Below are 23,152 nucleotides of genomic sequence, written 5' to 3' on the forward strand. Positions count from 1 at the left end.
AAAACTGTGATTTAAGAGAGGTAGATTCCTACATGTAAAAAGAATCGGGGTGATAGTATGTTAAATATATATTTAACAGACCGAAACGGAAAACTACAAGAGATTGAGGAAATGCAAAAGGGGTGCTGGATTAATGTACTTCATCCAACAGAAGAAGAAATTCAATATCTAGTACAAACTTTAAATGTAGACTTAGATTTCATTAAAGACCCTTTGGATGATGAAGAACGCTCTCGTATTGAAAAGGAAGACAATAATACTTTAATTATCGTGGATATTCCGACAGTTAGACATGACGAAGAAGGAAATTCGATTTATGACACGATTCCAATAGGTATGATTGTGATGCCGGATTGTTTTGTTACAATCTGCTTAGAAGAGAATCCAATTTTTGAACGTTTTATTAATCAACGTATTAAAGAATTTTATACGTTTAAAAAGACGCGCTTTGCACTTCAGCTCTTATATACGATTTCTACTTATTATTTAAGATACTTAAAGCAAATAAATCGAAAAACAATTGATTTAGAGCATCAATTAAATCAGTCAATGAAAAATAAAGAGATCTTCACATTATTAGGCCTTGAGAAAAGTTTAGTATACTTTACAACGTCATTAAAGGCTAATAAAATTGTAATTCAAAAGTTAATGCGTAATAGTACATTTTTAAAAATGTATGAAGACGATCAAGATTTATTAGAAGATGTATTAATTGAAAATAAGCAGGCTATTGAAATGGCGGAAATATATAGTCACATTTTAAGTGGAATGATGAATACTTTTAGCTCCGTTATATCAAATAATTTAAATAGTGTTATGAAACTGTTAACGTCAATTACAATCATTTTATCTTTACCGACGATGGTTTCTAGTTTCTTTGGAATGAACGTAAAGGTTCCGTTTGAAGGGGAAGCCCACGGTTTTGTAATTGTACTCATCATATGTGTAACACTATCTTTCACGTTAGCTTTTGTTTTTTGGAAGAAACGTTACTTTTAACGATAAAAAAGCTGCTCTAGCATAGTTATATAACTACGCTAGAGCAGCTTTTTTGCTATGAAATCTCAAATTTTGAATAGAATATAACTTGTACAATGTAATGTATATAAAGGCTATGTATGCCATATAATCCTTGTCCAATTAATGAAATGGGGTTAAAATTACATATTGTTAATGAAAAGTTGGAGGAAATACATCATGGAATTGTTTCAATTACCGAAAGCATTCCTGCAAATGAATACAATTTTTATCTCCATATTGATCGAAGCACTTCCGTTTGTGCTAATTGGTGTATTTATTTCAGGATTCATTCAAATGTTCGTGACAGAAGATATGGTGGCTAAATGGATGCCGAAGAACCGATTTCTGTCTGTTTTATTAGCTACTTTTTTAGGCATGTTGTTTCCAGGTTGTGAATGTGGAATTGTTCCGATTGTAAGACGATTAATCGGAAAAGGCGTTCCACCATACGCAGGGATTGCATTTATGTTAACTGGTCCAATTATTAATCCAGTTGTTTTATTTGCAACATACGTTGCCTTTGGGAGTAGTATGCACATGGTATGGTATCGTTCTATTGTAGCGATTATCGTAGCCATTATCGTTGGAATTATATTATCCTTTATGTTTAAAGAACATCAATTAAGAGATGATCACTTCCCAGAAGTGAATAATAAGCGTCCACTGCGTAAAAAAATGTGGGATGTATGTACACACGCTGTTGAGGAATTCTTCTCAATGGGAAAATATTTAGTACTAGGTGCGTTAATTGCAGCAGCGGTACAAACGTTTGTACAAACTTCAACACTTCTTGCTATTGGACAAGGTCCGTTTTCTTCATCAGCTGTTATGATGGGACTTGCTTATATATTATCACTTTGTTCAGAGGCAGATGCATTTATCGCTTCTTCGTTCCAAAGTACGTTTTCAACAGCTTCACTTGTCGCGTTCCTCGTTTACGGACCGATGGTGGATATTAAAAATATGTTTATGATGCTTGCGACATTTAAAACTAAATTTGTAATTGTTGTTATAGTTACAGTTACTCTTGTTGTTTATGCAAGCTCACTACTCATTTATGCGATGGGGTGGTAGGTTATGTTTCGAGCATATATATTATTAGGTTTTACAATATTAATTGCGCAGCTTCATATTTCCGGTAACATTACGAAGTATATCAATATGAAGTATGCCTATTTATCAACAACAGCAGCAATTATTTTAGGTTTCTTAACGATTGTACAAATTATCGTCGTTTTCCAAAAAGAGCACCAAAAGGAAAAAGAGAAAAATGATTGCAGTTGTGACCATAGCCATTGCGGACATGATCATTCAAAAGATGAGAATACATGGTGGAAAAAAGCATTTTCGTACTCCTTGTTTTGTTTTCCAATTATCTCAGGCTTATTTTTCCCGATTGCAACGTTAGATTCAGATATTGTTAAGGCGAAAGGATTTCATTTTCCTGTTGCACAAGCAGAAAGTAAGGATCCATTTATGACAAGACAATTTCTAAGACCTGATACGAGCATTTATTACGGGAAAGAAGGATACCGCGGTGTAATGGAAAAAGGGAAGAAAGAGTTTGTTACGAAAGACAATATTAATTTGAAAGATGAAGACTTCCTAAAGGGTATGGAAACAATTTATAATTATCCTGGCGAGTTTACTGGGAAAAAATTATCTTTTAAAGGGTTTGTTTTTAGAGATGATTCTTCTAAAAAAGAACAATATTTCTTATTCCGTTTCGGTATTATACACTGTGTAGCGGATTCTGGTGTATATGGTATGTTAGTGAAAAAACCAGAAGGCGTAGAGTGGAATAATGATGACTGGATTCAAGTAGAAGGAGAGATAACTACTGAGTTTTTTCAGCCGTTTCATGCGAATATTCCTGTATTAGAAGTAACAAAATGGAATAAAGTTGAACAGCCGAAAGAACAATATGTATTTAGAGGAGCCGATTGATAAAATCGGTTCTTTTTTGTGGACTAAAGGTTCTGAATGTTGCTAATATTAAACGTGTAGTTCATTTAGTATAGGGATTATTGAAATATTAGGGATAGATCATTAAAGGGGTGATAACAATGACAGAAGTAAAGGGGAAAACAGCCAATGAGTCAAGGGTGTTCAAAACGAGCCGGGTATTCCCAACAGATTTAAATGATCATAACACGCTATTTGGTGGGAAGATATTAGCGGAGATGGATATGGTTGCTTCTATTTCAGCATCCAGACATTCGAGAAAGGAATGTGTCACAGCATCTATGGACTGGGTTGATTTCTTACATCCTGTTCGTTCTTCAGATTGTGTTAGTTATGAATCTTTCGTAATTTGGACGGGAAGAACTTCGATGGAAGTGTTTGTGAAGGTAGTGGCTGAAGATTTAATTTCAGGTGAGAAGCGTATAGCGGCAACGTCATTCGTTACTTTTGTTGCACTTAGTAAGGAAAATAATCCAGTTCCGGTACCGCGTGTTATCCCTGAAACAGAAGAAGAGAAAGAATTACATCGTATTGCAGTGTTACGTGCAGAGCAGCGTCATATACGTAAGGCAGAGAGTAAGAAAGTAGCCACATTGTTAACCTTTTGAGATAAATGTTTAGCCATTTAAGTTACAATAGCAGGCGGAAATGGTTTTAAAATGAAAAGCGGACACCTAAAAATAGGTGTCCGCTTTTATAGTTTTTTCATCCACATATCATATGACAGTAGCTACTTAGCAGAAGCAAGCAGCACCGACGATGATTAAGAGGATAAATAATACGACTAATAGCGCAAATCCATTACCATGTGCGAAGCCCATTGTTATTTCCTCCTTTTATTTTAAGATACAACATACAATATGCAAATGAGCTATTGTTTGATATGGACATATATCATGCAATGACATATTTTCTTGAATGATAATGTAATAAAAAAGGGAAGATATAGAAATAACAGTAAGTGGAGAAAGGAATTTATCCATGAAGCACTTTTTCGCTATAATCCTTTGTTTAATAGGTGTATTCATTTGGATGAACATCGATGTGGAAATGGGGAAGGAAATGGCTAGTGAATATGAATTAGGACAAGTTCGATTAGGTGAATGTCAACTATATACGAACGGTGAAGAGTTATATAGAAAATTATTTGAGGATATAAACGAAGCAGAAAAGTATATATATATCCATTTTTATATTGTAGGAAAAGATGAAATAAGCGAAGAGTTTTTACAGTTATTAGAGAAAAAAGCATCTAGTGGAGTAGAAGTGAAATTGTCAGTCGATCGGATAGGTGGATATAAGCTGAAGAAAAAGGTAATTAGCCGATTAAAGGAAAACGGTGTGAAGTTTACATTTAGTAAAAAACCGAAACTGAAAAATGTTTTCTATTCTTTGCATCAACGAAATCATAGACGTATTGTTACGATAGATGGAAAGGTATCATACGTCGGTGGTTTTAATATCGGAAAGGAGTACCTTGGACAAGATCCGAAGTTTGGGCCATGGCGTGATTATCACGTGCGCATCCATGGTGAGGGTGCAGCGGATATGGAAAGAAAGTTCGCCGAAGATTGGAAAGAAGATACAGGAGAAAAAATGCCTATACATGAAAGTATACCGACATTAGGGAATGTAAAATATCAATATTTATTTTCAAATGGAAAAGGCTTATGGGAAAAGTATGGGGCACTTTTAAAAAAGGCTAAAAAGTCTTTAATTATCGCTACACCATATTTTGTACCAAGTAAAGAAATGGTGAAAGAGTTAAAAGCTGCATTAAATCGTGGTGTTAATGTGAAAATTCTCGTGCCATTTAAAAGTGATGCCATATTGTTAAAACAAGCTGCCTATCCATATTTGAAAGATATGTTACATGCTGGAGCGGAGATTTATCAATATCGAAATGGATTTTTTCATGGGAAAGTAACAATCATTGATGGAGAAATTGTTGATATTGGGACAGCGAATTTTGATAATAGAAGTTTTTATTTAAATTGTGAGTCTAACTGTATCATATATGATAAAACAGTTGTTGATGAAGTATGGAGTCGATTAAAGGTAGACTTTCATAAATCAAAACGATTTTCTGAAGAAGATTTTGAGAAAATTAGTAGATGGGATTGGTTTTTAGCAAGAATAGCGAATGTTTTAGCATCATATTTATAACATATAGACCCTAGAGAAGGGAGGCACTTTCATGGATTGTATGAAAGAATTAATGAGATATAGTTATATGCTAATATACAAGGTTGGAGAGTATGCTGGAAAGGTCAGAGACGAAGAATTAAAAAATCTATTACAGCACCATTTACCATATATGTTACAAGCATATAATGAACAAGTAAATTTTCAAGAAGGAGAGAATGTGCAGCATATAACCTGTGAAACAACGGAGTTTGGTTTGCATGAAATGGAAAAGGAAACAGTTAGTAAATATACAGGGGATATTCATATTGCAACATGTTATATTGCGCACTTAAAACGATTAGCTCTAAAGTTTGCTCAAGTTGCAGTGGAAGTTGCTAATCCGGAGTTCCGCTCATTTTTGGAGAATTGTTTCCTGAAAATGAACCGTTACGCTTATAGTGTGTGGCAATATGTTATGAAGAAGGAATATAAGATTACACATCTATATGAAAATGAAAAGTTTGCATGAGAAACTAAGGCGGAATGGTATGCGCCTTAGTTTTTTTATGTCCATTTAGAGAAAAAAATTAGTTTTATTGTGTATCGATTGGAAATGAAATATGTAAAGTTAAATTAGGTTTTGTTATCAGAAAATTTACAAAAATTTACCGTATATTTACTGTTTTTCAATCTCTCCTTTAAAAATAGAGAGTAATATGAGGTTGTACATATTCTATCACAGGGAGGAAACGCAAATGAACAAATGGGTTAAATCATTAACTGCTATGGCACTTGCAAGTTCTTTATTAATGGTAGGTTGTAGTAAAGGTGAGGACAAGAAGAAAGAAGACGACACAACAACACAACAAGAGGATAAAAAGGATAAAGAAACAAGCGGCACTGAGAAATCTACTGATTCTAAAGAAAAGAAATAAAGTAATAATAAAGCTTCCTCTTATATATGAGGAAGCTTTTTGATTGTAAATTAACTGAGATTATTGAAAAATAGAGAGAGAATGAAAGAGGAGGAAAACAAATGAAAGTATGTATATTAGGAGCAACAGGTCGAGTAGGTTTGAACATAATAAAATTAGCATTAAAGGATTCAGCTGAAGTGACTGCATTAGCGCGTGATTTAAATAGAATAGAAATACAACATGAAAGGTTACGAGTGATAGAAGGTAATGTATTGAACGAAAATGATATAAAAAAAGCGATAGAAGGAAGCGATATAGTAATTAGTGCACTTGGAACGGATCAAAATGGAACATTAGCGAAGAATATGCCACAAATTATTAAGCAAATGGAAGAAGAAGGGGTTCATAAGATCATAACAATAGGAACAGCTGGTATTTTACAAGCAAGAATGGATCTAAATTTATATCGTTTTCAATCAACGGAATCAAAAAGGAAAACGACAACAGCAGCAGAAGATCATTTGGCTGCATATAAGGTACTAAGTAATAGTAATAATTTATGTTGGACAGTTGTTTGTCCGACACATTTAATAGACGGTGAGGCGACAGAGGTATATCGAACTGAAAAAGATATATTGCCAGAAGGTGGATCAAAAATTACAGTGGGTGATACAGCACACTTTGCATGGGATCTATGTAAGAAAAACATATATGAAAATAGTCGAGTAGGTATTGCATATTAAAAAACCATCCCGAAGTCGGGATGGTTAAAATATGATATAACACAAGAAGATGATAATCATAATGATTTGGAGAATTGCTTTCGCTACTGTACTGCTTAAAAAACCAACTACAGTAGCGACTCCAACTAGAAAGGCATCTTTTGGCGCTTTTTTATGCACTAGTTCTGTTATAAATACTGATAAAAACGGTACGATAATAAGTCCAAATGGTGGGAAGAAGAACGATCCGACAATGATAGAAATCATTCCGACACGTTCGCCCCATTTAGAACTACCGTATTTTTTTAAGAAATATCCATTTGCAATAAAATCAGCAACGAAAATGAAAAGAGTGAAAATGACTTGAATAATCCAAAAAAAAGTTGTTAATTCTCCTCCATTTATACCGAAATGGTAAATTAAATATCCAGCCCAGACAGCAAGTATGCCAGGGATAATGGGATAAATAAAGGCGAGAAATGAAACAAGGAAACAGGCAATGATACAAATTGTTAATAAAACAGTCACTTTATAGCTCCTTTTTAATATCTAGTTTATGTACAGCAACTTTTTTGACTTGATGTCCATCAAGTTCTAATACTTTAAATTGAAAACCAGCATATTCAATGGAATAACCAGCTTCAATATTTAAGTCAACTGCTTGAGAGAGAAGCCATCCTCCAATTGTATCTAAATCACTATCATCAATATGTAGGCCAAACATATCATTTACTTCAGAAATGAGCACCTTTCCATCTAAAACAGTAAGCTTAGGTGTACGCTTTTCAATCATAGGTGATTCATCCGCATCGAATTCATCTTGAATTTCTCCAATGATTTCTTCAAGAATATCTTCCATCGTTAAAAGTCCGGCAGTGCCACCATATTCATCCATAACGATTGCCATCTGAACGCGATTTTTTTGAAGATGGACTAACGTTTTACGAATTGGAACTGTTTCAAATACTGTTAAAACAGGATGTATATAAGATTCAAGTGGTTTATAAATACCTTTCGTTTGATCATGGAATACTTCTTTCGTATTAATCATCCCGATGATATCATCTTTATCTTTTTCAATGATTGGATAGCGTGTATATTTTTCAGTTGCGACGATATCCATATTTTCTTCTAACGTATTTTCAGTAGATAAGCAAATCATTTCGGTACGAGGAACCATTATTTCTTTCGCAACTCGATCATCAAATTCAAAAATGTTATTTACATATTTATATTCGGTTTGGTTTATTTCACCGCTTTTAAAACTTTCACCTAAAATGAGTCGCAATTCCTCTTCAGAATGAGCAAGTTCATTTTCTTTGGCAGGTTCTAATCCGAGTAGTTTTGTGAAAAATATAGCTGTACTATTGAGTAACCAAATAAATGGATACATAATTTTATCAAATAAAATAAGAGGTCTTGCAAATTTGAGTGTGATTGCTTCTGCTTTTTGAATTGCGAAAGACTTTGGAACTAACTCACCTAATACAACGTGGAAAAATGTAATAACACTAAAAGCAATAACAAAAGATAAAGTGTTAGCCATTGTTCCAGTAATATTAATTTTTTCAAAGAGCGGTCGTAGTATATGTTCCACAGTCGGTTCACCAAGCCAACCAAGCCCTAAAGAAGTGATCGTAATCCCGAGCTGACAAGCTGATAAATAAACATCTAAATTAGATAGGACGCTTCTTGCAGCTAAAGCTTGTTTATTACCTTCATTTGCAAGTTGGTCAATTCGACTTTTTCGTACTTTTACAACAGCGAATTCTGATGCAACGAAAAAGCCAGAAATAAGAATAAGTACAAAGATGAGAAAAATATTTAATATGTCCAAGTGTGTTCTCCATTCCAAGGTTTGGAATAAAGATGTCACCTCCTGCAATTATGTTATACTTTTATAATAAATCTAAATGAAAAGAATAGTCAAAGGAAAAGGGCAAATATTGGTATGTTTCTGTAATAGTTTTTGAATTTGCTGTTATTTTGTCCGCTATACAAAAGGAATAACCCCCTACTTTTAGATTATAGAGGGTTATTTCAATTAAGGTTTTGGAACGCTTCTCGTTAAAGTGTATGACTGTTGCTTGGAGTAGTTTGTGGTCCATAGTGTTTGAAGGAAAGAAAGTATGCTATATGGGATATAGAGTAGTAATAAGCCGATTGTAACAATTATGGGTGAATTTCCGCCAAATTGAACGATAAATTGTAACAGTCCACTTGCATGAAAAACGCATTCCATAAAAACAAATGAAAGAATGATGGAACCTAAAATTGATTTATGGTTCGAAGTAAGCGCCAAAAACAATGTATCCACAAGAAAAGAATCATGTTTTATTTCATATTCATTTGTGTTTTTCAAGAAAGGAATCCATTTTTTTACTGCTTGCATAACGATAATCATGGAAGTACTACATACGATGATAAAAGATGAGTAGTAAGGAAGGTTTATAAATTGTGCGACGTATAGAAGTAGTAATAAGACTGAACATTGTAATACTACAGTGCAAAAAGAGTAAGGTATCCAATTCAATACAGTAGTAAACTTTTTAAACGAGTTAGGTACTTTGAAAAATAAATGGCCGATACCCAAACTTATGAAAAATCCGATCGCAAGGGTAAAAGTAAAACGAACAATCGATATAAAATATATTTCCCATATGTAAGGGAATAATGGTGTTGAATGATTAGAAGTATGTATCATTTGATTTGCTGAGAAAAAGATAGATTCATGCATCCAATCAACCTTTGGAATTGATATAGAAGAAAGCTGTGCGAAGTTTTGAAAAATGCTAATAAATCCATTTTGATAAGAGTAATTGTGTGTAATAAAAAGAGCTGGAATAGGACTTATGGCAAAAATAACAATAACACCAATTATAAATTTACATATATGTGAGCGTAATAAGGACATATAAACCACCTACTCTTGGAATATTCAGAAAATTCTTATTCTTATTTTAGCCGTTTTTGGAGCAAGTTACAATATATTTTTCTTCATGTATGGGCATATGGATAATTTTAAATTGTATTTAGAAATCTATTTTTTGTGTGGAATGAAGAGAATGTAGGGAAATGTCGAAAGGATTAAATAGATTTTTAAAATTGGAAAGTGATACCATAAAATTAAACGATGTTTAAATCGTTGTTTAACTGATACATTCTAGAGGGGGAGATAGATTGGGAGGGAATGAAAACGTATCAACGAAAGAAAAGATTTTAAATACAACATTGGAATTAATTAAAAAAGAAGGTTTTGAAAAGGTAACGATAAGGAAAATTGCAAAATTGTTAGATATAAATATAGCGCTAGTAAATTACCATTTTGGTTCAAAAGAAAAGTTAATTAGTGAGGCGATTAGAGTTTTATTAATTAGCTTTCAAGGCACTTTTTCTATTTTAGATAATATTACAGTGCCAGCAAAAGAAAGATTAAAAATATTTTTATTGGATTATGTACTAGTAATTCGGCAATATCCGGAGTTAGTTAGGAAGATTATTGCAATGGGAACTACGGTATTTACATCTCAATACGAATATGGGGATTTTTTGAAGAGGCTAGGTTTCAGTAAAGTGAAGAATATTTTGAGCGAGATAACAAATGAAACGGATCAGGAAATTTTAATGATGATGACGGTGCAAATATTTGGATCCATTTTTCTTCCCACATTAATGATGCCAATTCTCGAATCAGGGGCAGATATAAAAGTACCATCTGTAGAAAAACAGATTGATTTCCTATTTGAACGCTATTTTTATAAAAATTGAGATAGTGGGTGATAGAGGTGGCTAGTTTCTTTAGAAAGCATTGGTGTGATATAGGGTTAGTTGTCGCTATTGTTGTCGTTGTTTCTTTAGTCGCGAATTTGGGAGAAATGAGTGAAATAAAAGTACTGTTAGGGTTAAGTTTTGTGGCCATTTTAGTGCATCAATTTGAAGAGTATCGTTGGCCAGGTTATTTTGCTGGTCTGTTTAATGTAGTTATATTTAAAAGTGATATACCAGACCGCTATCCATTAAATACGCAATCTGCTATGGTAATAAATATTTTGATTGCGTATGTTTTTTATTTACTCCCGGTTTTTTTTCAAAATATAATATGGCTTGGGTTGGCACCTATTTTAATGGGATTTTTTCAATTCATATGGCATGGTATTTTTGCGAATATAAAAGCTAAAACAATATATAATCCGGGATTAGGTGCGGTTGTATTACTACATGTTCCAATTGGTTATGTATATATGAGGTATATTCTTTTACACAATCTGGCTACAAATTTGGATTGGTTATTTGGGATGATCTACTTTCTAATAGCTACCTATTTTTTAATTATAAAAGGAAATATGTTAATGAAAAGTAAGGAGACAAATTATTACTTTTCTAAAAAACAATTAGGTCCGTACAATGATACATTGAAGTGATTCAGAATTCAGAGGGAGGGTTTTGGATGCGGAAGAAAGTGCAAGTGAAGGATTCATGAATAAATTATGACAAGAAAATGAATAATTTTCAGAAAAATAAAATAAATTATTTATTTTTTTCTGAAAATATAATATAGTTATGGCACAGAAAGTATTTTAACATAAGGAGGCTTTTTATGAGGATTAAAGGGAATTACGTGCCAAAAAGGGAAGTTTTACTGTGCTCAAGTTCGATTACGATAGGGGAAGCGTTAGAGCATTTAAATAAAACGGGGTATCGTTGTGTACCAGTTTTAGATGAAAAAAAAGAGAAATTTTTAGGGAATATATATAAAGTAGATATTTTAGAATATAAAGGATCACTTGACGAGAGTGTAATGCAATTATTAAACGATAAAGAGGGATTTGTGAGAGAAGATTCATCTTTCTTTAAAGTATTTTTTACAATAAAAAAATTGCCTTATTTATCAGTAGTTGACGAAAAAGGGGTTTTCCTTGGAATTTTAACGCATAAAAAAGTTTTTGAGTTATTAGAGGATGCATGGGGCGTTCACTCTAGTAAATACTCTGTCATGATTGGAACGCAAGACTATAATGGAGCAATCCAAAAGTTATCGACAGTTTTAAAGAAATACACTGGTATTCAAAGTTTGATGACTTTTGATAATGATGCCTTATTAGTTCGTAGAATTATGTTTACATTAGGAGAAGAGTTTAACGACGGTGAATTAGAGACATTATTGAAAGATTTAGAAGATCACGGATTTAGAGTTGTATATGTGGAAGAGATGAAAAATCCACGTGAAGTTGAAACGATAGAGTAACATACAAAAGCCATCTAATTATCTTGGATGGCTTTTGTTATGTTACGCGTGTAAAGTTATTTTAAAATAACGACAAGATAATAGGTGAGATTATAACAATATTTGTGTAAGAGAATAAAAAATGTAGATAATTTCGATTTTCAAAAAAATCAATTTGAAAATATGTTTTTATTTTGCAACTAAATATGTTACTATATGTGTGATAAAAACAAAGAGGTCTGACAACTATACTCCACGTAATAACACTCTAATGATTTAAAAATTCAAAAAACTCAAAATTCAAAAATAACAATTGTATTAATGATTAGAGTAAAAATAAGGGGAATGGAGAAATTATGGAGAAAGACACTGCTTTGTAAGGGGCATATTTTATCATCTTGAGCAGAGAGGAGGATGCATAGCATATTGTAAAATATAGAGATAAACAATGAAAAAGTGCTATGCAAATGAAGAGCATGAAGGGACGTTTAAGGCCAGGTGATACGGTAGCAATTGGTTTGATGCTATTTGCATTATTTTTAGGAGCAGGAAATTTAATTTTCCCGCCAGTTTTAGGTCAACAAGCAGGAGAGAATGTTTGGATTGCTACAATAGGATTCCTTGTAACGGGAGTCGGATTACCCCTACTAGCTGTAACAGCTGTCGCGTTTGTAGAGGGGGACTTGAAAGCGCTATCTTCTAGAGTCCACCCTATATTTGCGTTTATTTTCCCATTGATTAGTTATTTAGCAATTGGACCATTTTTCGCGATTCCTCGTACTGGAGCTGTTTCGTTTGAAATGGGTATGAAGCCATTTTTATCAGAGGCAATGGTTTCAGAGTGGTACATGCTATTTCTTTTCACGATAGTTTTCTTCGGAATAACGTGGTATTTATCATTAAATCCATCTAAATTAGTGGATTGGTTTGGAAAGTTTCTTACACCATTATTAGTATTAATTGTCGCTGTTATTGTCGGAAAGGCAATTATTGATCCAATTGGAGAGCCAGCTGCACCGTTAGCTGCTTACAAAGAAAATGCTTTCTTTGGTGGATTTATTCAAGGATATTTAACGATGGATGCAATTAGTGCTCTCGTATTTGGAATTGTCGTTGTACAAGTTATCCGCTCTAAAGGGATAAAAGAGAGTAGTCAAATTGCAAAAATAACAGTTGTATCAGGTATTATTGCTGTACTTGGTTTAACGTTAATTTATTTATCACTTGCTTATCTTGGTTCAACAAGTACATCACTTGGTATTTCAGAAAACGGTGGTCTTATTTTAACGAATGTTGTAAATGAGCTATATGGGACGAGTGGTAAAGTTTTATTAGGACTTGTTATTATACTCGCTTGTTTAACAACTTCTGTTGGGTTAACATCTGCGTGTGCGGGTTTCTTTACAAACTTATTCCCAAAACTTTCGCATAAAACGATTGTAACAATGGTATGTGTATTTAGTTTAATTGTATCTAACCTAGGTTTAACACAATTAATCGCAGTAACATTACCTGTGTTAATGATCATTTATCCAGTTGCAATTGTATTAATCGTACTTTCGTATTTCCATAAGTGGATTGGGAAGCGTAATACAATTTATATTGGAGCTATTTTAGGTGCATTGTTAATTAGTTTCTTTAACGGTTTAGAAAGTGCGAAAATTAAAATTGACGCGATTTCTAATGTACTACAAATGTTACCGTTATATAACGAAGGAATCGGATGGTTAATTCCATCATGTATTGGCGGGATTCTCGGTTTCTTCTTCTATAAATCAAATGAATCAAGTGAATTACAAAAGAAAGGTGCTTAGGCACCTTTCTTTTTTTGAAGGGGATTTTTGTATTTTGTCTAAGTAATAATTGGGGGGAATGATAAATGGCTAATTTTGAAGATTTTTTAAATTTGGATTTGAGAATTGGAACTGTAATACATGCAGAGGAATTTAAAGAAGCGAGAGTACCAGCGATTAAACTAGCAATAGATTTTGGAGAAATCGGGATAAAGCAGTCAAGTGCCCAAATTACGAAAAGGTACAGTCCAGAAGATTTAGTCGGTCAACAAATCGTTGCGGTTGTAAACTTTCCACCGAAGCGTGTAGCTGGATTCAAATCAGAAGTGCTTGTGCTTGGCGGCGTTCCTGAAGCTGATGATGTTGTGTTGCTTCAGCCTAATATGGAATTGCCAAATGGAACGAAAATTAGCTAGGGTGAAGGTAGGGGCTAATATGGATATCGGACGAGAATATTTACAATGTGCGATTTCGAACTTTAAAGCAACAAAGAAGCAAGGGGAACGGGCACTTTCTCAATTATCATATGAACAAATACAATGGTATTCTCATGAAGAAACAAATAGTATAGCGATTATTATAAAGCATCTGCACGGTAATATGCGTTCTAGATGGACGGATTTTTTAACGTCTGATGGTGAAAAAACCGATCGTAATCGAGATGGTGAATTTGAGGGATGCTATCATTCAAAAGAAGAAGCCCTTATAGCTTGGCAAGAAGGATGGAAATATGTTTTTAATACGATGAATACTTTAGCGCCGGAGCACTTATTGAAGACGGTATACATTCGCGGTGAAGCACATACTGTCATGCAAGCAATTGAAAGGCAAATTTCTCATTATGCATTGCATATTGGTCAGATTATTTATATTGGGAAGATGTTAAAAGAAAATGAGTGGGAATGTTTAAGTATTCCGAGAGGTCAGTCTGCACGTTATGTAGAGAAAAAACGTTCCACATAATAATAAGAAAGAAACCGATAAAAAATGGGAAATAAGAAAATCAGCCAAATAATAGATGGTTCTGTAATCATAAGAATGCTGCCAAAAATAAGTCCATACATAATAAGAAAGAAATTGAAAAGTGTATTCACTGGGATAAATCGTGAGAGGAACACTTGCTGTCGTTTAAAACAATCACTGTGAAATAAATAAAAGCGGAAGTACCATGTGGCGGTAATAAGATCTTTCTTCCTCACAATTCTTTTTTTGCATGTATGACAGATAAATGTTGGTTGCATTTCATTACGCTCCATTTTTTATTTTTATAATAATGTGAGACATAAGTAGGTACAACGTGTATGTTCCTATATACGCTCCTGCAATAAGGAAAAATGGATTCAGTAAAATCCCATGAATGCTCGTCATGAAAACTAAATCTTGTATTAAAACATCGTATATATTAATGGAAATAATTGTACCGAGTACATACAGTGCCAAGTACGCAGAAATATGTAGTACAATAGAGACTTTTGGATGCTTAGCGGACAAATAAAAAATGAATGATAGAGCGATTGGTAATATTCCTATTAATAGCTTCAATTCATTTCACCTCATTAACAATATAGCCGAAATTTTAACGGTCTATTCTCTAGGGCTTGTACATAACTTGAAATAGAGAGGTGATAGTATGAATCGGGGCTTTTTTTTTATGAAGTTTACAAGTATGCGTAAGTTAGTTTTATTTGTTATTACTACAGTGCTAGCGACTTTTTTTCTTATTAGTATGATGGTAACCTCTATGAAAGAGACGAAGTCAACGTATTTATATAATTGGTTAAATGAGTTATCGATGAATGGTTACATGTATGTACTTGGAAAAGAGAATCATTATTTTACACAGGAGTATCGAAATTTGAATCAAGATTTTTCAATTTCTTCTTTTCTCTTTTCTATGGCTACAAATATTCGCTTTAATGATGTACGCAGTTTTGTCGGGAAAGAGCTACCCGGGTTTGGTAAGTACGATACAGAAATTGTTATTGCGGGTGAGGGCACAAACTATTCTAACTTACCGATAGAGTCGAGTGTACCTCTTGAAGAAGTAGTGAAAGAACGGACTAGTGGAACTGGACAAGCACCTAAACAAGATACGAATAAAGAGAAGAAACAGCCGTCCCAAACGACCGGGAAAAGACAAGTTGCGTTTATTTATCATACACATAGCTGGGAATCTTATTTACCTTTACTTAACTTAACGAATGATCCGAATCCGAATAAAGCAACGAGTTCTGTATCGAATATTTCTATATTAGGAGATCGTTTCCGTGAACAACTAGAAGGTGAAGGGATTGGAGCTACTAACGATAAGAGTGATGTTGGTCAAAAGTTAATAAGTAAGGGTTTAAACAGTAATAGTTCGTATAAAATGTCACGAGAAATTGTGCAGCAAGCTATGGCTGGAAATAAAGATCTTCAATACTTTTTTGATTTGCATCGTGATAGTGCTCGAAAGAATGTAACGACAAAAACAATTGGAGATAAATCATATGCGAAGCTTGCATTTGTAGTAGGGAAAGGAAATAAAAATTATGAAAAAAACTTACAATTAGCGACAGCTTTACATGAGGCGATTAATAAGAAATATCCAGGAGTGAGTCGTGGGGTCATTCAAAAAGGTTTCCAAACAGGAAATGGAATCTATAATCAAGATTTATCAGGACAAGCGATATTAATAGAAGTTGGCGGTGTAGATAATACGGAGGAAGAATTGAATCGATCAATTGATGCACTTGCTAAAGCATTTGGTGAATATTTTTGGCAGGCAGAAAAAGTGAATGGATAAAGTGAAACTTGAATTAGCCAGGGTATCTATCGATAATTATTAGCTCACTTCAATCTTGGAAAAGCGTAAGTGTAATACTTACGTTTTTTGTGTTGGTTTGAAATGTGGATAGCAAGATGTCACAAAATGGACATGATTAATAATTATTATAGCGATATCGAAATTTGTCTAATTATAATAGGAGAATTAGAAAGGGATTTTTGAAATGGCAGAGAAAATCTTTTTACAAGGAAAATTTTTATATTATGAAATTGATAGGGTGATTTAGGTGATTAGGGAGATCAAAGTAGAAGATGCAGCATCATTTTTGCAATTAAGTAAGCAATTAGATGAAGAAACGAAGTTTATGTTATATGAACCAGGAGAAAGGAAAACTACAGCTGAGCAACAAGAAAAAATGATCCAGCGATTTATAGAAAATGAATATGCAACAATATTTGTAGCAGTTGAAGATGAGAGAATAATAGGTTTTATATTAGTGAATGGAAATAACATTCAAAGAAAGAGGCATGTGGCAAGCATTGTAATTGGTATTTTGCAAGAGTATAACGGGCGAGGTATTGGGACGGGATTGTTTAAAGAGGTTGAGAAGTGGGCAAAATTACATGATGTATGGCGTTTAGAATTAACAGTAATGGCCCACAATACAAGAGCTCAGGCACTATATAAAAAAGCTGGATTTGAGAAAGAAGGTGTCAAAAAAGCTGCTCTTATTATCGATGGAAAGGACATCGATGAGTATGAAATGGCCAAATTATTAAAATAAGAGGTCGTTATATGAAAAAAAGATGGGCACTACTCGGTATCGTAGCTGCAATAATTATTGTTGGAGTAGCAGGAATCAATTATAAAATGTATAAGGATAAGCAGGCGCGGGAAGTAAGTGTAAATAGTATATTTCCGAAAGCGAAAGAAACAATTGCTAATATGGATGGGGATATTGCGGTAATTAATAATCCGAATTCAATGCTTGTACTTGTGAATAAAAGTAGGCGTTTACCAGATGGTTATAGACCGCCAGATTTAGTTATTCCGAAAGTGCGCTACTCTAGTGAAGGTGATCAAGAAAAGAAAAAGATGAGAAAAGAGGCAGCGAGGGCGCTTGAGGAAATGTTCCAGCAAGCTAACAACGAGCGTATTTTCCTTTTTGCAGTTTCTGGATTTAGATCCTTTGATCGACAAAAAGCATTAAATACGATGTATAAAAAACAAGATGGGGAAGCAAAAACAGCAATGTCTAGCGCGGTTCCTGGCACAAGTGAGCATCAAACTGGATTAGCTATGGATATTACGTCTCAATCTGCTAAATTTCAGTTAGAGACGGTTTTTGGGGAAACGAAAGAAGGTCAGTGGCTTTCTGAAAATGCCCATAAATTTGGTTTTGTGATTCGATACACAAAAGCGAAAGAAACGATTACGGGCTATCGGTATGAACCATGGCACGTAAGGTATGTGGGAAATCCACAAGCTACATATTTGTATGATAATCAACTGACGCTTGAAGAAGTAACAGAGTAAATGATTGAGGGGAGAGACGTATAATGACGATGTTATATAAGAAAAAAGTACATGCATATATTACAAGAGAAAAAGAGGGGGTTATGCAATTACTGGTTTTTAAACATCGTGATATACATGAAGCTGGTATTCAAGTGCCAGGGGGAACGGTTGATGAAGGTGAAACGTTAGAAGCGGCTATATTGCGTGAAGTACAGGAAGAATCCGGATTGCGTCATTTATGTATAGAGCGTTTTTTAGCAGATTACATTATACATGTGAAGGAAAAACAGGAATATGAAAAACGTCACTTTTTTCATGTAACTTTACTAACTGATGTAAAAGATACATGGGAACATATAGTAAGTGCTGGTAAGAAAGATCAAGGTTTAGCGTTTAGCTACGAATGGGTTAATATTGCAAAATGCCCTGAATTAGCAGGGAAACAAGGAGAGTTTTTACACTTATTAGATGAGATATATGTAAAGTAATAAAAGAGTCTGAAGCGAAAGTTCATTCGTTTCAGACTCTTTTTATTTTTCGGGAAATTAAAGGCTTTTTGAATAGATAAATTGAATTTCTTTAAAGGAATATTAGTTTGGAATAGTTGGGGTGAAAAGATGAAAAAGTAAGAGTTATACGCAAAAAAGTTGCTATAAGGGAGAATATAAATGGAGATTCAGTTTAATCCAGTATTAAAAAAAGAATTAACAATTCATGATATACAAACCGAAATGGAATCTGGGCAGTTAACTTCAAAGGAATTAGTGATGTATTATCTTCATAGAATCGCAAAGTATAACCAAGACGGACCGGAAATTAATTCTATTTTAGAAATCAATCCAGATGCTATTTTTATCGCAGAAGCGTTAGATTATGAAAGAAAGACAAAAGGTATAAGGGGTCCATTACATGGTATACCTGTTTTGCTTAAAGACAATATTGAAACGAATGACTCCATGCATACAAGTGCAGGTACGATTGCTCTAGAACAAAATATAAGCAGTGAAGATGCATTTCTCGTTACAAAATTACGAGAAGCCGGAGCAGTAATAATAGGAAAAACAAATATGACAGAATTAGCAAATGCAATGTCTTTTGAAATGTGGGCTGGATATAGTGCAAGAGGTGGTCAAACAATCAATCCATACGGAACGGGCAAGGACCATATGTTTGTTGGCGGATCTAGTACAGGATCTGCGATAGCAGTTGCTGCTAACTTTACAGTAGTATCTATTGGGACAGAAACCGATGCTTCTATTTTGAGCCCTGCTGTTCAAAATTCTGTAGTAGGTATTAAACCGACTGTCGGTTTAATTAGTCGTAGAGGAATTATTCCATTTACTTATTCGCAAGATACAGCTGGACCATTTGCAAGAACGGTAACAGATGCTGCTATTTTGCTAGGGAGTTTAATTGGAGTAGATGAGAAAGATGTTGCTACTCATAGAAGTGAAGGTAGGGCAGAGCAAGATTATACAAAATATCTTAATGTTAATGGCTTAAATGGAGCGAAGATTGGTGTGTTTAACGATGCACCAAAAGATTATTACGAAAATGGTGAGTATGATGAAATCTTGTTTAAGGAAACGATCCAAGTATTACGTAATGAAGGAGCGACAGTAGTAGAAAATATTAATATTCCTTCTTTTCATAGAGAATGGAGTTGGGGAGTGCCGCTTTATGAACTGAAGCATAGTTTAGATAACTATCTTTCTAAATTACCTTCTACTATTCCGGTACATTCTATTTCGGAGTTAATGGAGTTTAATAAAAACATAGCAGAAAGAGCTTTAAAATATGGACAAACTAAGTTAGAGGGAAGAAAAGATTTTCCTAATACGTTACGAAATCCAGAATATTTAAATGCAAGATTAGAAGATATATATTTTTCACAAGAACAAGGCATTGATTTTGCATTGGAAAAATATAATCTTGATGCGATACTGTTTCCTTCCTATATAGCTTCTACCATATGTGCGAAAGCGGGTTATCCGTCTATAGCAATACCTGCAGGGTATATGGAAAGCGGGAGACCTTTTGGAATTACGATTGCAAGTACTGCCTTTAGTGAAGGGATATTAATTAAGCTAGCTTACGCTTTTGAACAGGCGACAAAACATAGAAAAATCCCAAACTTGTCATGAATAGAATAAATAAAAAGGACAGGGAATGCCTGTCCTTTTTGTTTTAGTGATTAAAGTGAAATATCGTTCTGCTCTGTTTTATGATATTTTAATAAACTAAAAGATAAACAAGCGGAACATAAAATAAGAATAGATGCGATGATATAAATTGTACGAACACCGAACATATCAGTAATAATGCCAACGCTAAGCATAGAAAGACCAGAAGCTGTTGAAAGAAGCGCGCCATGTGCTGTATACATTTTTGATAATAAAGAAGGGGTGACACTTGATTGTAAAACAGTCGTTTGAGAAATATCTCTAATTTGATAACATGGTCCCATTAGAACACATAGAAAAAGCGCAATAAATCCGCTGCTTGTCATACCATATAAAAATGTAAGAATGCTAAACATAAGAGAGCCTATCGACATGGAGCGTATTAAATTGTTTTGAATATAGGAATTGATTTTCCATGCCAATAGACCACCGATTAACGTGCCAACATAATAACTTGTATTAATATATCCCCACCATTCCTCGCCTTTATGAAGGATAGTCGTAACATATGCCATCGTAATAGCACCGATCCATATTGTTCCGGCGAAAGTTTCAATTAAGTCCATATATGTAACGGTACGGAGAGAAGGATTTTGAAATAAGAGTTTCCAACCTTCCGATAAAGCAGTACTTTTTGAAGAAGGAGGATCTGCTATTCGTTCAGTATGTATGGTACGTAATGAAAAGTGTAATGCAATACATCCAAAAATCATTAACATGTTATTAATCATGAGTGTAGATGTAGCGCCAATGAGAAGAACGATAACACTCGTAAATGAATAAGCGGCGACTTGCGCAATTTGTGTTGAAAAGGAAAAGATACTATTTACTTTTACTAATTTTTCTTTCGGTGTAAGGCGCGGAAGAATGCTGTATAGTAATGGAGCGCTCCATCCACTACATAATGAAATGAAAAAAATAAAAGTTAATAGAGCTATAATGTTTGTGGATAAGACTGGAAACAAAATCATTAATAATAGTAAAAAGACTGTTTTTAGCCATTGTAGCGTATATAACAACGTATAAGATGGAAAACGATTTATTATTAGTGGTGCAGAGATGTTAGCAATTAGATTTGTGATAACTTGTAATAATGGAAAAAGAGCAGTAATAGTAGCTGATTTAGTTGCTATATAAATATGGGTTGTAATAATCATTACATATACGATGTCAGCGAGAGTAATGCATGTTTTGGAACCTAAGTAGTAGGTTAGTGACAGGTTTCTCAATAAGAATAACACCTCTATAAAAATAGTATTTAGTAATTAGAATAATTGTAATTTAAAAAATGAAATTTTTAAAGAATTTAATTTTTTGTCACTTTTTGAAAGGAATTTTCATGTATAATGAAGAATATATTGATATAGTATTATATTAATAATCATTGTAACAGTGAGTATGTACAATAGCTTGTAGCAAACGCCCAAGTGTAAGAAAGGGCGGATAAACCATTCTTTTCTTCATATACATATAGAAAATGAGAAAGAAAGTGAGGGTTGCATATGGCTGCTTGGGTAATTTGGTTTATAATAGCTGGTATTTTATTTATTGCAGAAATGTTGTCGATTACATTTTACATGCTTTGGCTTGGAATTGGAGCTGTTGTCGGAGGTCTTATTGCTTTGTTTGCTCCTGATGCACTACTGTTACAAGTTACTGTTGGCGCAATTATAAGTTTAACTTTGACATTCTTTACGAAAAGAATTTCAAAAAACTTTCGAGAAGCAAAAGGTTTTACGGATACAGTAGATATGCTTGTTGGTAAAAAAGGGATTGTTATGCAAGCGATTACAAATGAAGCGAATGGTATTGTGAAGGTGGATGGAGATACTTGGACAGCTATTGCAGATTCTTCAATTGATGCTGGAGAAAAAGTCGTTGTTATAAAGAGGCATAGTACTATATTACAAGTAAAAAAGGAGAGTGAATAAATATGGTAGCATTAACGTTAACGATTATATTCGCACTAATTGTAGTTACATTTATCGCATTAACAATTAAAATTATTCCTCAGCAAAAAGTTGGGGTTGTTGAAAGATTTGGTAAGTTTCAACGTATAATGCACCCAGGATTAAATATTTTAATCCCAATTGTAGATCGTGTTCGTGTATATCACGACTTACGTATTCAACAAACAAATGTACCACCGCAAAAGGTAATTACGAAAGATAATGTTCAAGTAGAAATAGATACAATTATTTTCTATCAAATTGTTGAACCAGAGCTTGCGACATATGGTATTTCAAACTATGAATATGGTGTTCGTAATATTACTTCAGCAACGATGCGTCAAATCATCGGTAAAATGGAACTGGATGAAACGTTATCTGGTCGTGAAAAAATTTCAACAGAAATCCGCTTAGCGCTTGATGAAGCAACAGAAAAATGGGGCGTACGTATTGAACGTGTCGAAGTTGTTGATATTAACCCGCCAAAAGATGTGCAAGCATCAATGGAAAAACAAATGAAGGCTGAGCGTAATAAACGTGCGATTATTTTAGAAGCTGAAGCAGCAAAACAAGATAAAGTTCTTCGCGCTGAAGGGGAAAAGCAAAGTAAAATCTTGATGGCTGAAGGGGATAAAGAAGCGCGTATTCGCGAAGCTGAAGGTTTAAAAGAAGCAAAAGAATTAGAAGCACAAGGGGAAGCACGAGCAATTGAAGAAATCGCAAAAGCAGAACAAAATCGTATTGAATTGCTTCGTGAAGCGAATTTGGATGAGCGTATCCTTGCTTACAAATCATTCGAATCATTAGCTGAAGTTGCAAAAGGACCAGCAAATAAAGTCTTTATTCCTTCTAATGCAATTGAAACACTTGGTACTCTTGGGGCAATTGGAGAAATATTTAAAGAAAAACAAGCGAAGAAACTACCTTCAAATGATACAGGAAAAGAACAATAAAAGTGAGGAAGAGA

General features: G+C 33.8%; 28 protein-coding genes. 21 read left to right on the plus strand and 7 right to left on the minus strand.

The features are described from left to right. Positions 1–57 precede the first annotated feature (57 nt). The 4 genes from ACQRBL_RS09700 to ACQRBL_RS09715 all read left to right on the plus strand — a co-directional run bounded on the left by ACQRBL_RS09700 (position 58) and on the right by ACQRBL_RS09715 (position 3,593). Positions 58–999 carry a magnesium transporter CorA family protein gene (locus tag ACQRBL_RS09700; RefSeq protein WP_000932389.1) on the plus strand — a complete coding sequence of 314 codons (942 nt, stop codon included), beginning with the start codon at positions 58–60 and terminating at the stop codon, positions 997–999. Between the two features lie 198 nt (positions 1,000–1,197). Further along, positions 1,198–2,094: a permease gene (locus ACQRBL_RS09705; protein WP_000418716.1), complete on the plus strand. Its 897-nt coding sequence runs from the start codon at positions 1,198–1,200 to the stop codon at positions 2,092–2,094. A gap of 3 nt (positions 2,095–2,097) precedes the next feature. Beyond that, complete coding sequence (locus tag ACQRBL_RS09710; RefSeq protein WP_411995668.1) at positions 2,098–2,967, plus strand: TIGR03943 family putative permease subunit; 870 nt, start codon at positions 2,098–2,100, stop codon at positions 2,965–2,967. Positions 2,968–3,086: 119 nt separating this feature from the next. Further along, complete coding sequence (locus ACQRBL_RS09715; RefSeq protein WP_000141164.1) at positions 3,087–3,593, plus strand: acyl-CoA thioesterase; 507 nt, start codon at positions 3,087–3,089, stop codon at positions 3,591–3,593. A gap of 126 nt (positions 3,594–3,719) precedes the next feature. Here ACQRBL_RS09715 and ACQRBL_RS09720 read toward each other — a convergent pair whose 3' ends face one another. Next, a complete protein-coding gene (locus ACQRBL_RS09720; protein WP_000505094.1) occupies positions 3,720–3,806 on the minus strand; it encodes a YjcZ family sporulation protein in 87 nt (28 codons plus the stop codon). A 160-nt stretch (positions 3,807–3,966) separates the two neighbouring features. Between ACQRBL_RS09720 and cls the strand changes: the two genes are divergently transcribed. The 4 genes from cls (at position 3,967) to ACQRBL_RS09740 (ending at position 6,772) form a co-directional block, all read left to right on the plus strand. Next, positions 3,967–5,151, plus strand: a complete 1,185-nt coding sequence (gene cls / locus ACQRBL_RS09725; RefSeq protein ID WP_043924648.1) for a cardiolipin synthase — start codon at positions 3,967–3,969, stop codon at positions 5,149–5,151. A 31-nt stretch (positions 5,152–5,182) separates the two neighbouring features. Next, positions 5,183–5,641, plus strand: a complete 459-nt coding sequence (locus ACQRBL_RS09730; RefSeq protein WP_000340543.1) for a spore coat protein — start codon at positions 5,183–5,185, stop codon at positions 5,639–5,641. A 226-nt stretch (positions 5,642–5,867) separates the two neighbouring features. Beyond that, complete coding sequence (locus tag ACQRBL_RS09735) at positions 5,868–6,047, plus strand: hypothetical protein (protein ID WP_001045960.1); 180 nt, start codon at positions 5,868–5,870, stop codon at positions 6,045–6,047. Positions 6,048–6,148: 101 nt separating this feature from the next. Continuing rightward, entirely contained in the window at positions 6,149–6,772 is a 624-nt protein-coding gene (locus tag ACQRBL_RS09740; RefSeq protein ID WP_411995667.1) for an NAD(P)-dependent oxidoreductase, read from the plus strand. A gap of 24 nt (positions 6,773–6,796) precedes the next feature. On the opposite strand, the gene ACQRBL_RS09745 is transcribed toward ACQRBL_RS09740, so the two are convergent. From ACQRBL_RS09745 to ACQRBL_RS09755, 3 genes are all read right to left on the minus strand, one after another. Beyond that, entirely contained in the window at positions 6,797–7,279 is a 483-nt protein-coding gene (locus ACQRBL_RS09745; protein ID WP_023521749.1) for a DUF456 domain-containing protein, read from the minus strand. Position 7,280: 1 nt separating this feature from the next. Beyond that, complete coding sequence (locus tag ACQRBL_RS09750) at positions 7,281–8,588, minus strand: hemolysin family protein (RefSeq protein ID WP_023521750.1); 1,308 nt, start codon at positions 8,586–8,588, stop codon at positions 7,281–7,283. A gap of 207 nt (positions 8,589–8,795) precedes the next feature. Further along, entirely contained in the window at positions 8,796–9,665 is an 870-nt protein-coding gene (locus ACQRBL_RS09755) for a hypothetical protein (protein ID WP_000055272.1), read from the minus strand. A 266-nt stretch (positions 9,666–9,931) separates the two neighbouring features. On the opposite strand from ACQRBL_RS09755, the gene ACQRBL_RS09760 reads away from it, so the two are divergent. The 6 genes from ACQRBL_RS09760 (at position 9,932) to ACQRBL_RS09785 (ending at position 14,731) form a co-directional block, all read left to right on the plus strand. Beyond that, positions 9,932–10,519: a TetR/AcrR family transcriptional regulator gene (locus ACQRBL_RS09760; protein ID WP_023521751.1), complete on the plus strand. Its 588-nt coding sequence runs from the start codon at positions 9,932–9,934 to the stop codon at positions 10,517–10,519. 8 nt (positions 10,520–10,527) lie between these two features. Then, a complete protein-coding gene (locus ACQRBL_RS09765) occupies positions 10,528–11,172 on the plus strand; it encodes an HXXEE domain-containing protein (protein ID WP_411995666.1) in 645 nt (214 codons plus the stop codon). 176 nt (positions 11,173–11,348) lie between these two features. Then, positions 11,349–11,996 carry a cyclic di-AMP binding protein CbpA gene (gene cbpA / locus ACQRBL_RS09770; RefSeq protein WP_001220528.1) on the plus strand — a complete coding sequence of 216 codons (648 nt, stop codon included), beginning with the start codon at positions 11,349–11,351 and terminating at the stop codon, positions 11,994–11,996. A gap of 455 nt (positions 11,997–12,451) precedes the next feature. Continuing rightward, a complete protein-coding gene (gene brnQ4, locus ACQRBL_RS09775; protein WP_411995725.1) occupies positions 12,452–13,789 on the plus strand; it encodes a branched-chain amino acid transport system II carrier protein BrnQ4 in 1,338 nt (445 codons plus the stop codon). A 65-nt stretch (positions 13,790–13,854) separates the two neighbouring features. After that, positions 13,855–14,184: a chaperone CsaA gene (gene csaA, locus ACQRBL_RS09780; RefSeq protein WP_001263018.1), complete on the plus strand. Its 330-nt coding sequence runs from the start codon at positions 13,855–13,857 to the stop codon at positions 14,182–14,184. Then, positions 14,165–14,731 carry a DUF1572 domain-containing protein gene (locus ACQRBL_RS09785; RefSeq protein WP_065483331.1) on the plus strand — a complete coding sequence of 189 codons (567 nt, stop codon included), beginning with the start codon at positions 14,165–14,167 and terminating at the stop codon, positions 14,729–14,731. The genes csaA and ACQRBL_RS09785 overlap by 20 nt, the downstream gene beginning before the upstream one ends. Here ACQRBL_RS09785 and ACQRBL_RS09790 read toward each other — a convergent pair. Both ACQRBL_RS09790 and ACQRBL_RS09795 read right to left on the minus strand, forming a co-directional pair. After that, the gene (locus ACQRBL_RS09790) at positions 14,704–15,009 is read right to left on the minus strand and encodes a permease (RefSeq protein WP_071730037.1); all 306 of its coding nucleotides are present in this window, start codon (positions 15,007–15,009) and stop codon (positions 14,704–14,706) included. The genes ACQRBL_RS09785 and ACQRBL_RS09790 overlap by 28 nt on opposite strands. A 4-nt stretch (positions 15,010–15,013) precedes the next feature. Then, positions 15,014–15,310, minus strand: coding sequence for a hypothetical protein (locus ACQRBL_RS09795; protein ID WP_000770732.1), 297 nt, complete (start codon positions 15,308–15,310; stop codon positions 15,014–15,016). A gap of 88 nt (positions 15,311–15,398) precedes the next feature. Between ACQRBL_RS09795 and spoIIP the strand changes: the two genes are divergently transcribed. From spoIIP to ACQRBL_RS09820, 5 genes are all read left to right on the plus strand, one after another. Next, entirely contained in the window at positions 15,399–16,553 is a 1,155-nt protein-coding gene (gene spoIIP, locus ACQRBL_RS09800) for a stage II sporulation protein P (RefSeq protein WP_001079283.1), read from the plus strand. Positions 16,554–16,821: 268 nt separating this feature from the next. Beyond that, positions 16,822–17,319, plus strand: a complete 498-nt coding sequence (locus tag ACQRBL_RS09805) for a GNAT family N-acetyltransferase (RefSeq protein WP_327897293.1) — start codon at positions 16,822–16,824, stop codon at positions 17,317–17,319. 11 nt (positions 17,320–17,330) lie between these two features. Beyond that, positions 17,331–18,071 (plus strand): M15 family metallopeptidase, encoded by a 741-nt coding sequence (locus tag ACQRBL_RS09810; protein ID WP_000747650.1) that lies wholly within the window; start codon positions 17,331–17,333, stop codon positions 18,069–18,071. A 23-nt stretch (positions 18,072–18,094) separates the two neighbouring features. Beyond that, positions 18,095–18,541: an NUDIX hydrolase gene (locus tag ACQRBL_RS09815; RefSeq protein WP_023521754.1), complete on the plus strand. Its 447-nt coding sequence runs from the start codon at positions 18,095–18,097 to the stop codon at positions 18,539–18,541. Positions 18,542–18,721: 180 nt separating this feature from the next. Next, on the plus strand, positions 18,722–20,197 hold the full coding sequence (locus ACQRBL_RS09820; RefSeq protein WP_411995665.1) for an amidase family protein: 1,476 nt from the start codon (positions 18,722–18,724) through the stop codon (positions 20,195–20,197). A 50-nt stretch (positions 20,198–20,247) separates the two neighbouring features. Here the strand turns inward: ACQRBL_RS09820 and ACQRBL_RS09825 are convergent, their stop codons facing one another. Then, positions 20,248–21,465, minus strand: a complete 1,218-nt coding sequence (locus tag ACQRBL_RS09825) for an MFS transporter (RefSeq protein ID WP_411995664.1) — start codon at positions 21,463–21,465, stop codon at positions 20,248–20,250. Between the two features lie 273 nt (positions 21,466–21,738). Between ACQRBL_RS09825 and ACQRBL_RS09830 the strand changes: the two genes are divergently transcribed. Both ACQRBL_RS09830 and ACQRBL_RS09835 read left to right on the plus strand, forming a co-directional pair. Then, positions 21,739–22,167, plus strand: coding sequence for an NfeD family protein (locus ACQRBL_RS09830; RefSeq protein WP_000741971.1), 429 nt, complete (start codon positions 21,739–21,741; stop codon positions 22,165–22,167). A 2-nt stretch (positions 22,168–22,169) separates the two neighbouring features. Further along, entirely contained in the window at positions 22,170–23,138 is a 969-nt protein-coding gene (locus ACQRBL_RS09835; protein ID WP_000226257.1) for an SPFH domain-containing protein, read from the plus strand. The last annotated feature ends 14 nt before the right edge of the window (positions 23,139–23,152 follow it).

This window comes from Bacillus sp. AF62, from assembly GCF_050312695.1.
Classification (GTDB): Bacteria; Bacillota; Bacilli; order Bacillales; family Bacillaceae_G; genus Bacillus_A; species Bacillus_A cereus.

What these genes read in the sequence shown, in the direction of transcription:
- ACQRBL_RS09700 (WP_000932389.1), top strand. Translation starts at nt 58, where the DNA reads ATGTTAAATATATATTTAACAGACCGAAACGGAAAACTACAAGAGATT.
- ACQRBL_RS09705 (WP_000418716.1), top strand. Translation starts at nt 1,198, where the DNA reads ATGGAATTGTTTCAATTACCGAAAGCATTCCTGCAAATGAATACAATT.
- ACQRBL_RS09710 (WP_411995668.1), top strand. Translation starts at nt 2,098, where the DNA reads ATGTTTCGAGCATATATATTATTAGGTTTTACAATATTAATTGCGCAG.
- ACQRBL_RS09715 (WP_000141164.1), top strand. Translation starts at nt 3,087, where the DNA reads ATGACAGAAGTAAAGGGGAAAACAGCCAATGAGTCAAGGGTGTTCAAA.
- ACQRBL_RS09720 (WP_000505094.1), bottom strand. Translation starts at nt 3,806, where the DNA reads ATGGGCTTCGCACATGGTAATGGATTTGCGCTATTAGTCGTATTATTT.
- cls (WP_043924648.1), top strand. Translation starts at nt 3,967, where the DNA reads ATGAAGCACTTTTTCGCTATAATCCTTTGTTTAATAGGTGTATTCATT.
- ACQRBL_RS09730 (WP_000340543.1), top strand. Translation starts at nt 5,183, where the DNA reads ATGGATTGTATGAAAGAATTAATGAGATATAGTTATATGCTAATATAC.
- ACQRBL_RS09735 (WP_001045960.1), top strand. Translation starts at nt 5,868, where the DNA reads ATGAACAAATGGGTTAAATCATTAACTGCTATGGCACTTGCAAGTTCT.
- ACQRBL_RS09740 (WP_411995667.1), top strand. Translation starts at nt 6,149, where the DNA reads ATGAAAGTATGTATATTAGGAGCAACAGGTCGAGTAGGTTTGAACATA.
- ACQRBL_RS09755 (WP_000055272.1), bottom strand. Translation starts at nt 9,665, where the DNA reads ATGTCCTTATTACGCTCACATATATGTAAATTTATAATTGGTGTTATT.
- cbpA (WP_001220528.1), top strand. Translation starts at nt 11,349, where the DNA reads ATGAGGATTAAAGGGAATTACGTGCCAAAAAGGGAAGTTTTACTGTGC.
- brnQ4 (WP_411995725.1), top strand. Translation starts at nt 12,452, where the DNA reads ATGAAGGGACGTTTAAGGCCAGGTGATACGGTAGCAATTGGTTTGATG.
- csaA (WP_001263018.1), top strand. Translation starts at nt 13,855, where the DNA reads ATGGCTAATTTTGAAGATTTTTTAAATTTGGATTTGAGAATTGGAACT.
- ACQRBL_RS09785 (WP_065483331.1), top strand. Translation starts at nt 14,165, where the DNA reads ATGGAACGAAAATTAGCTAGGGTGAAGGTAGGGGCTAATATGGATATC.
- ACQRBL_RS09790 (WP_071730037.1), bottom strand. Translation starts at nt 15,009, where the DNA reads ATGCAACCAACATTTATCTGTCATACATGCAAAAAAAGAATTGTGAGG.
- spoIIP (WP_001079283.1), top strand. Translation starts at nt 15,399, where the DNA reads ATGAATCGGGGCTTTTTTTTTATGAAGTTTACAAGTATGCGTAAGTTA.
- ACQRBL_RS09810 (WP_000747650.1), top strand. Translation starts at nt 17,331, where the DNA reads ATGAAAAAAAGATGGGCACTACTCGGTATCGTAGCTGCAATAATTATT.
- ACQRBL_RS09815 (WP_023521754.1), top strand. Translation starts at nt 18,095, where the DNA reads ATGACGATGTTATATAAGAAAAAAGTACATGCATATATTACAAGAGAA.
- ACQRBL_RS09820 (WP_411995665.1), top strand. Translation starts at nt 18,722, where the DNA reads ATGGAGATTCAGTTTAATCCAGTATTAAAAAAAGAATTAACAATTCAT.
- ACQRBL_RS09830 (WP_000741971.1), top strand. Translation starts at nt 21,739, where the DNA reads ATGGCTGCTTGGGTAATTTGGTTTATAATAGCTGGTATTTTATTTATT.
- ACQRBL_RS09835 (WP_000226257.1), top strand. Translation starts at nt 22,170, where the DNA reads ATGGTAGCATTAACGTTAACGATTATATTCGCACTAATTGTAGTTACA.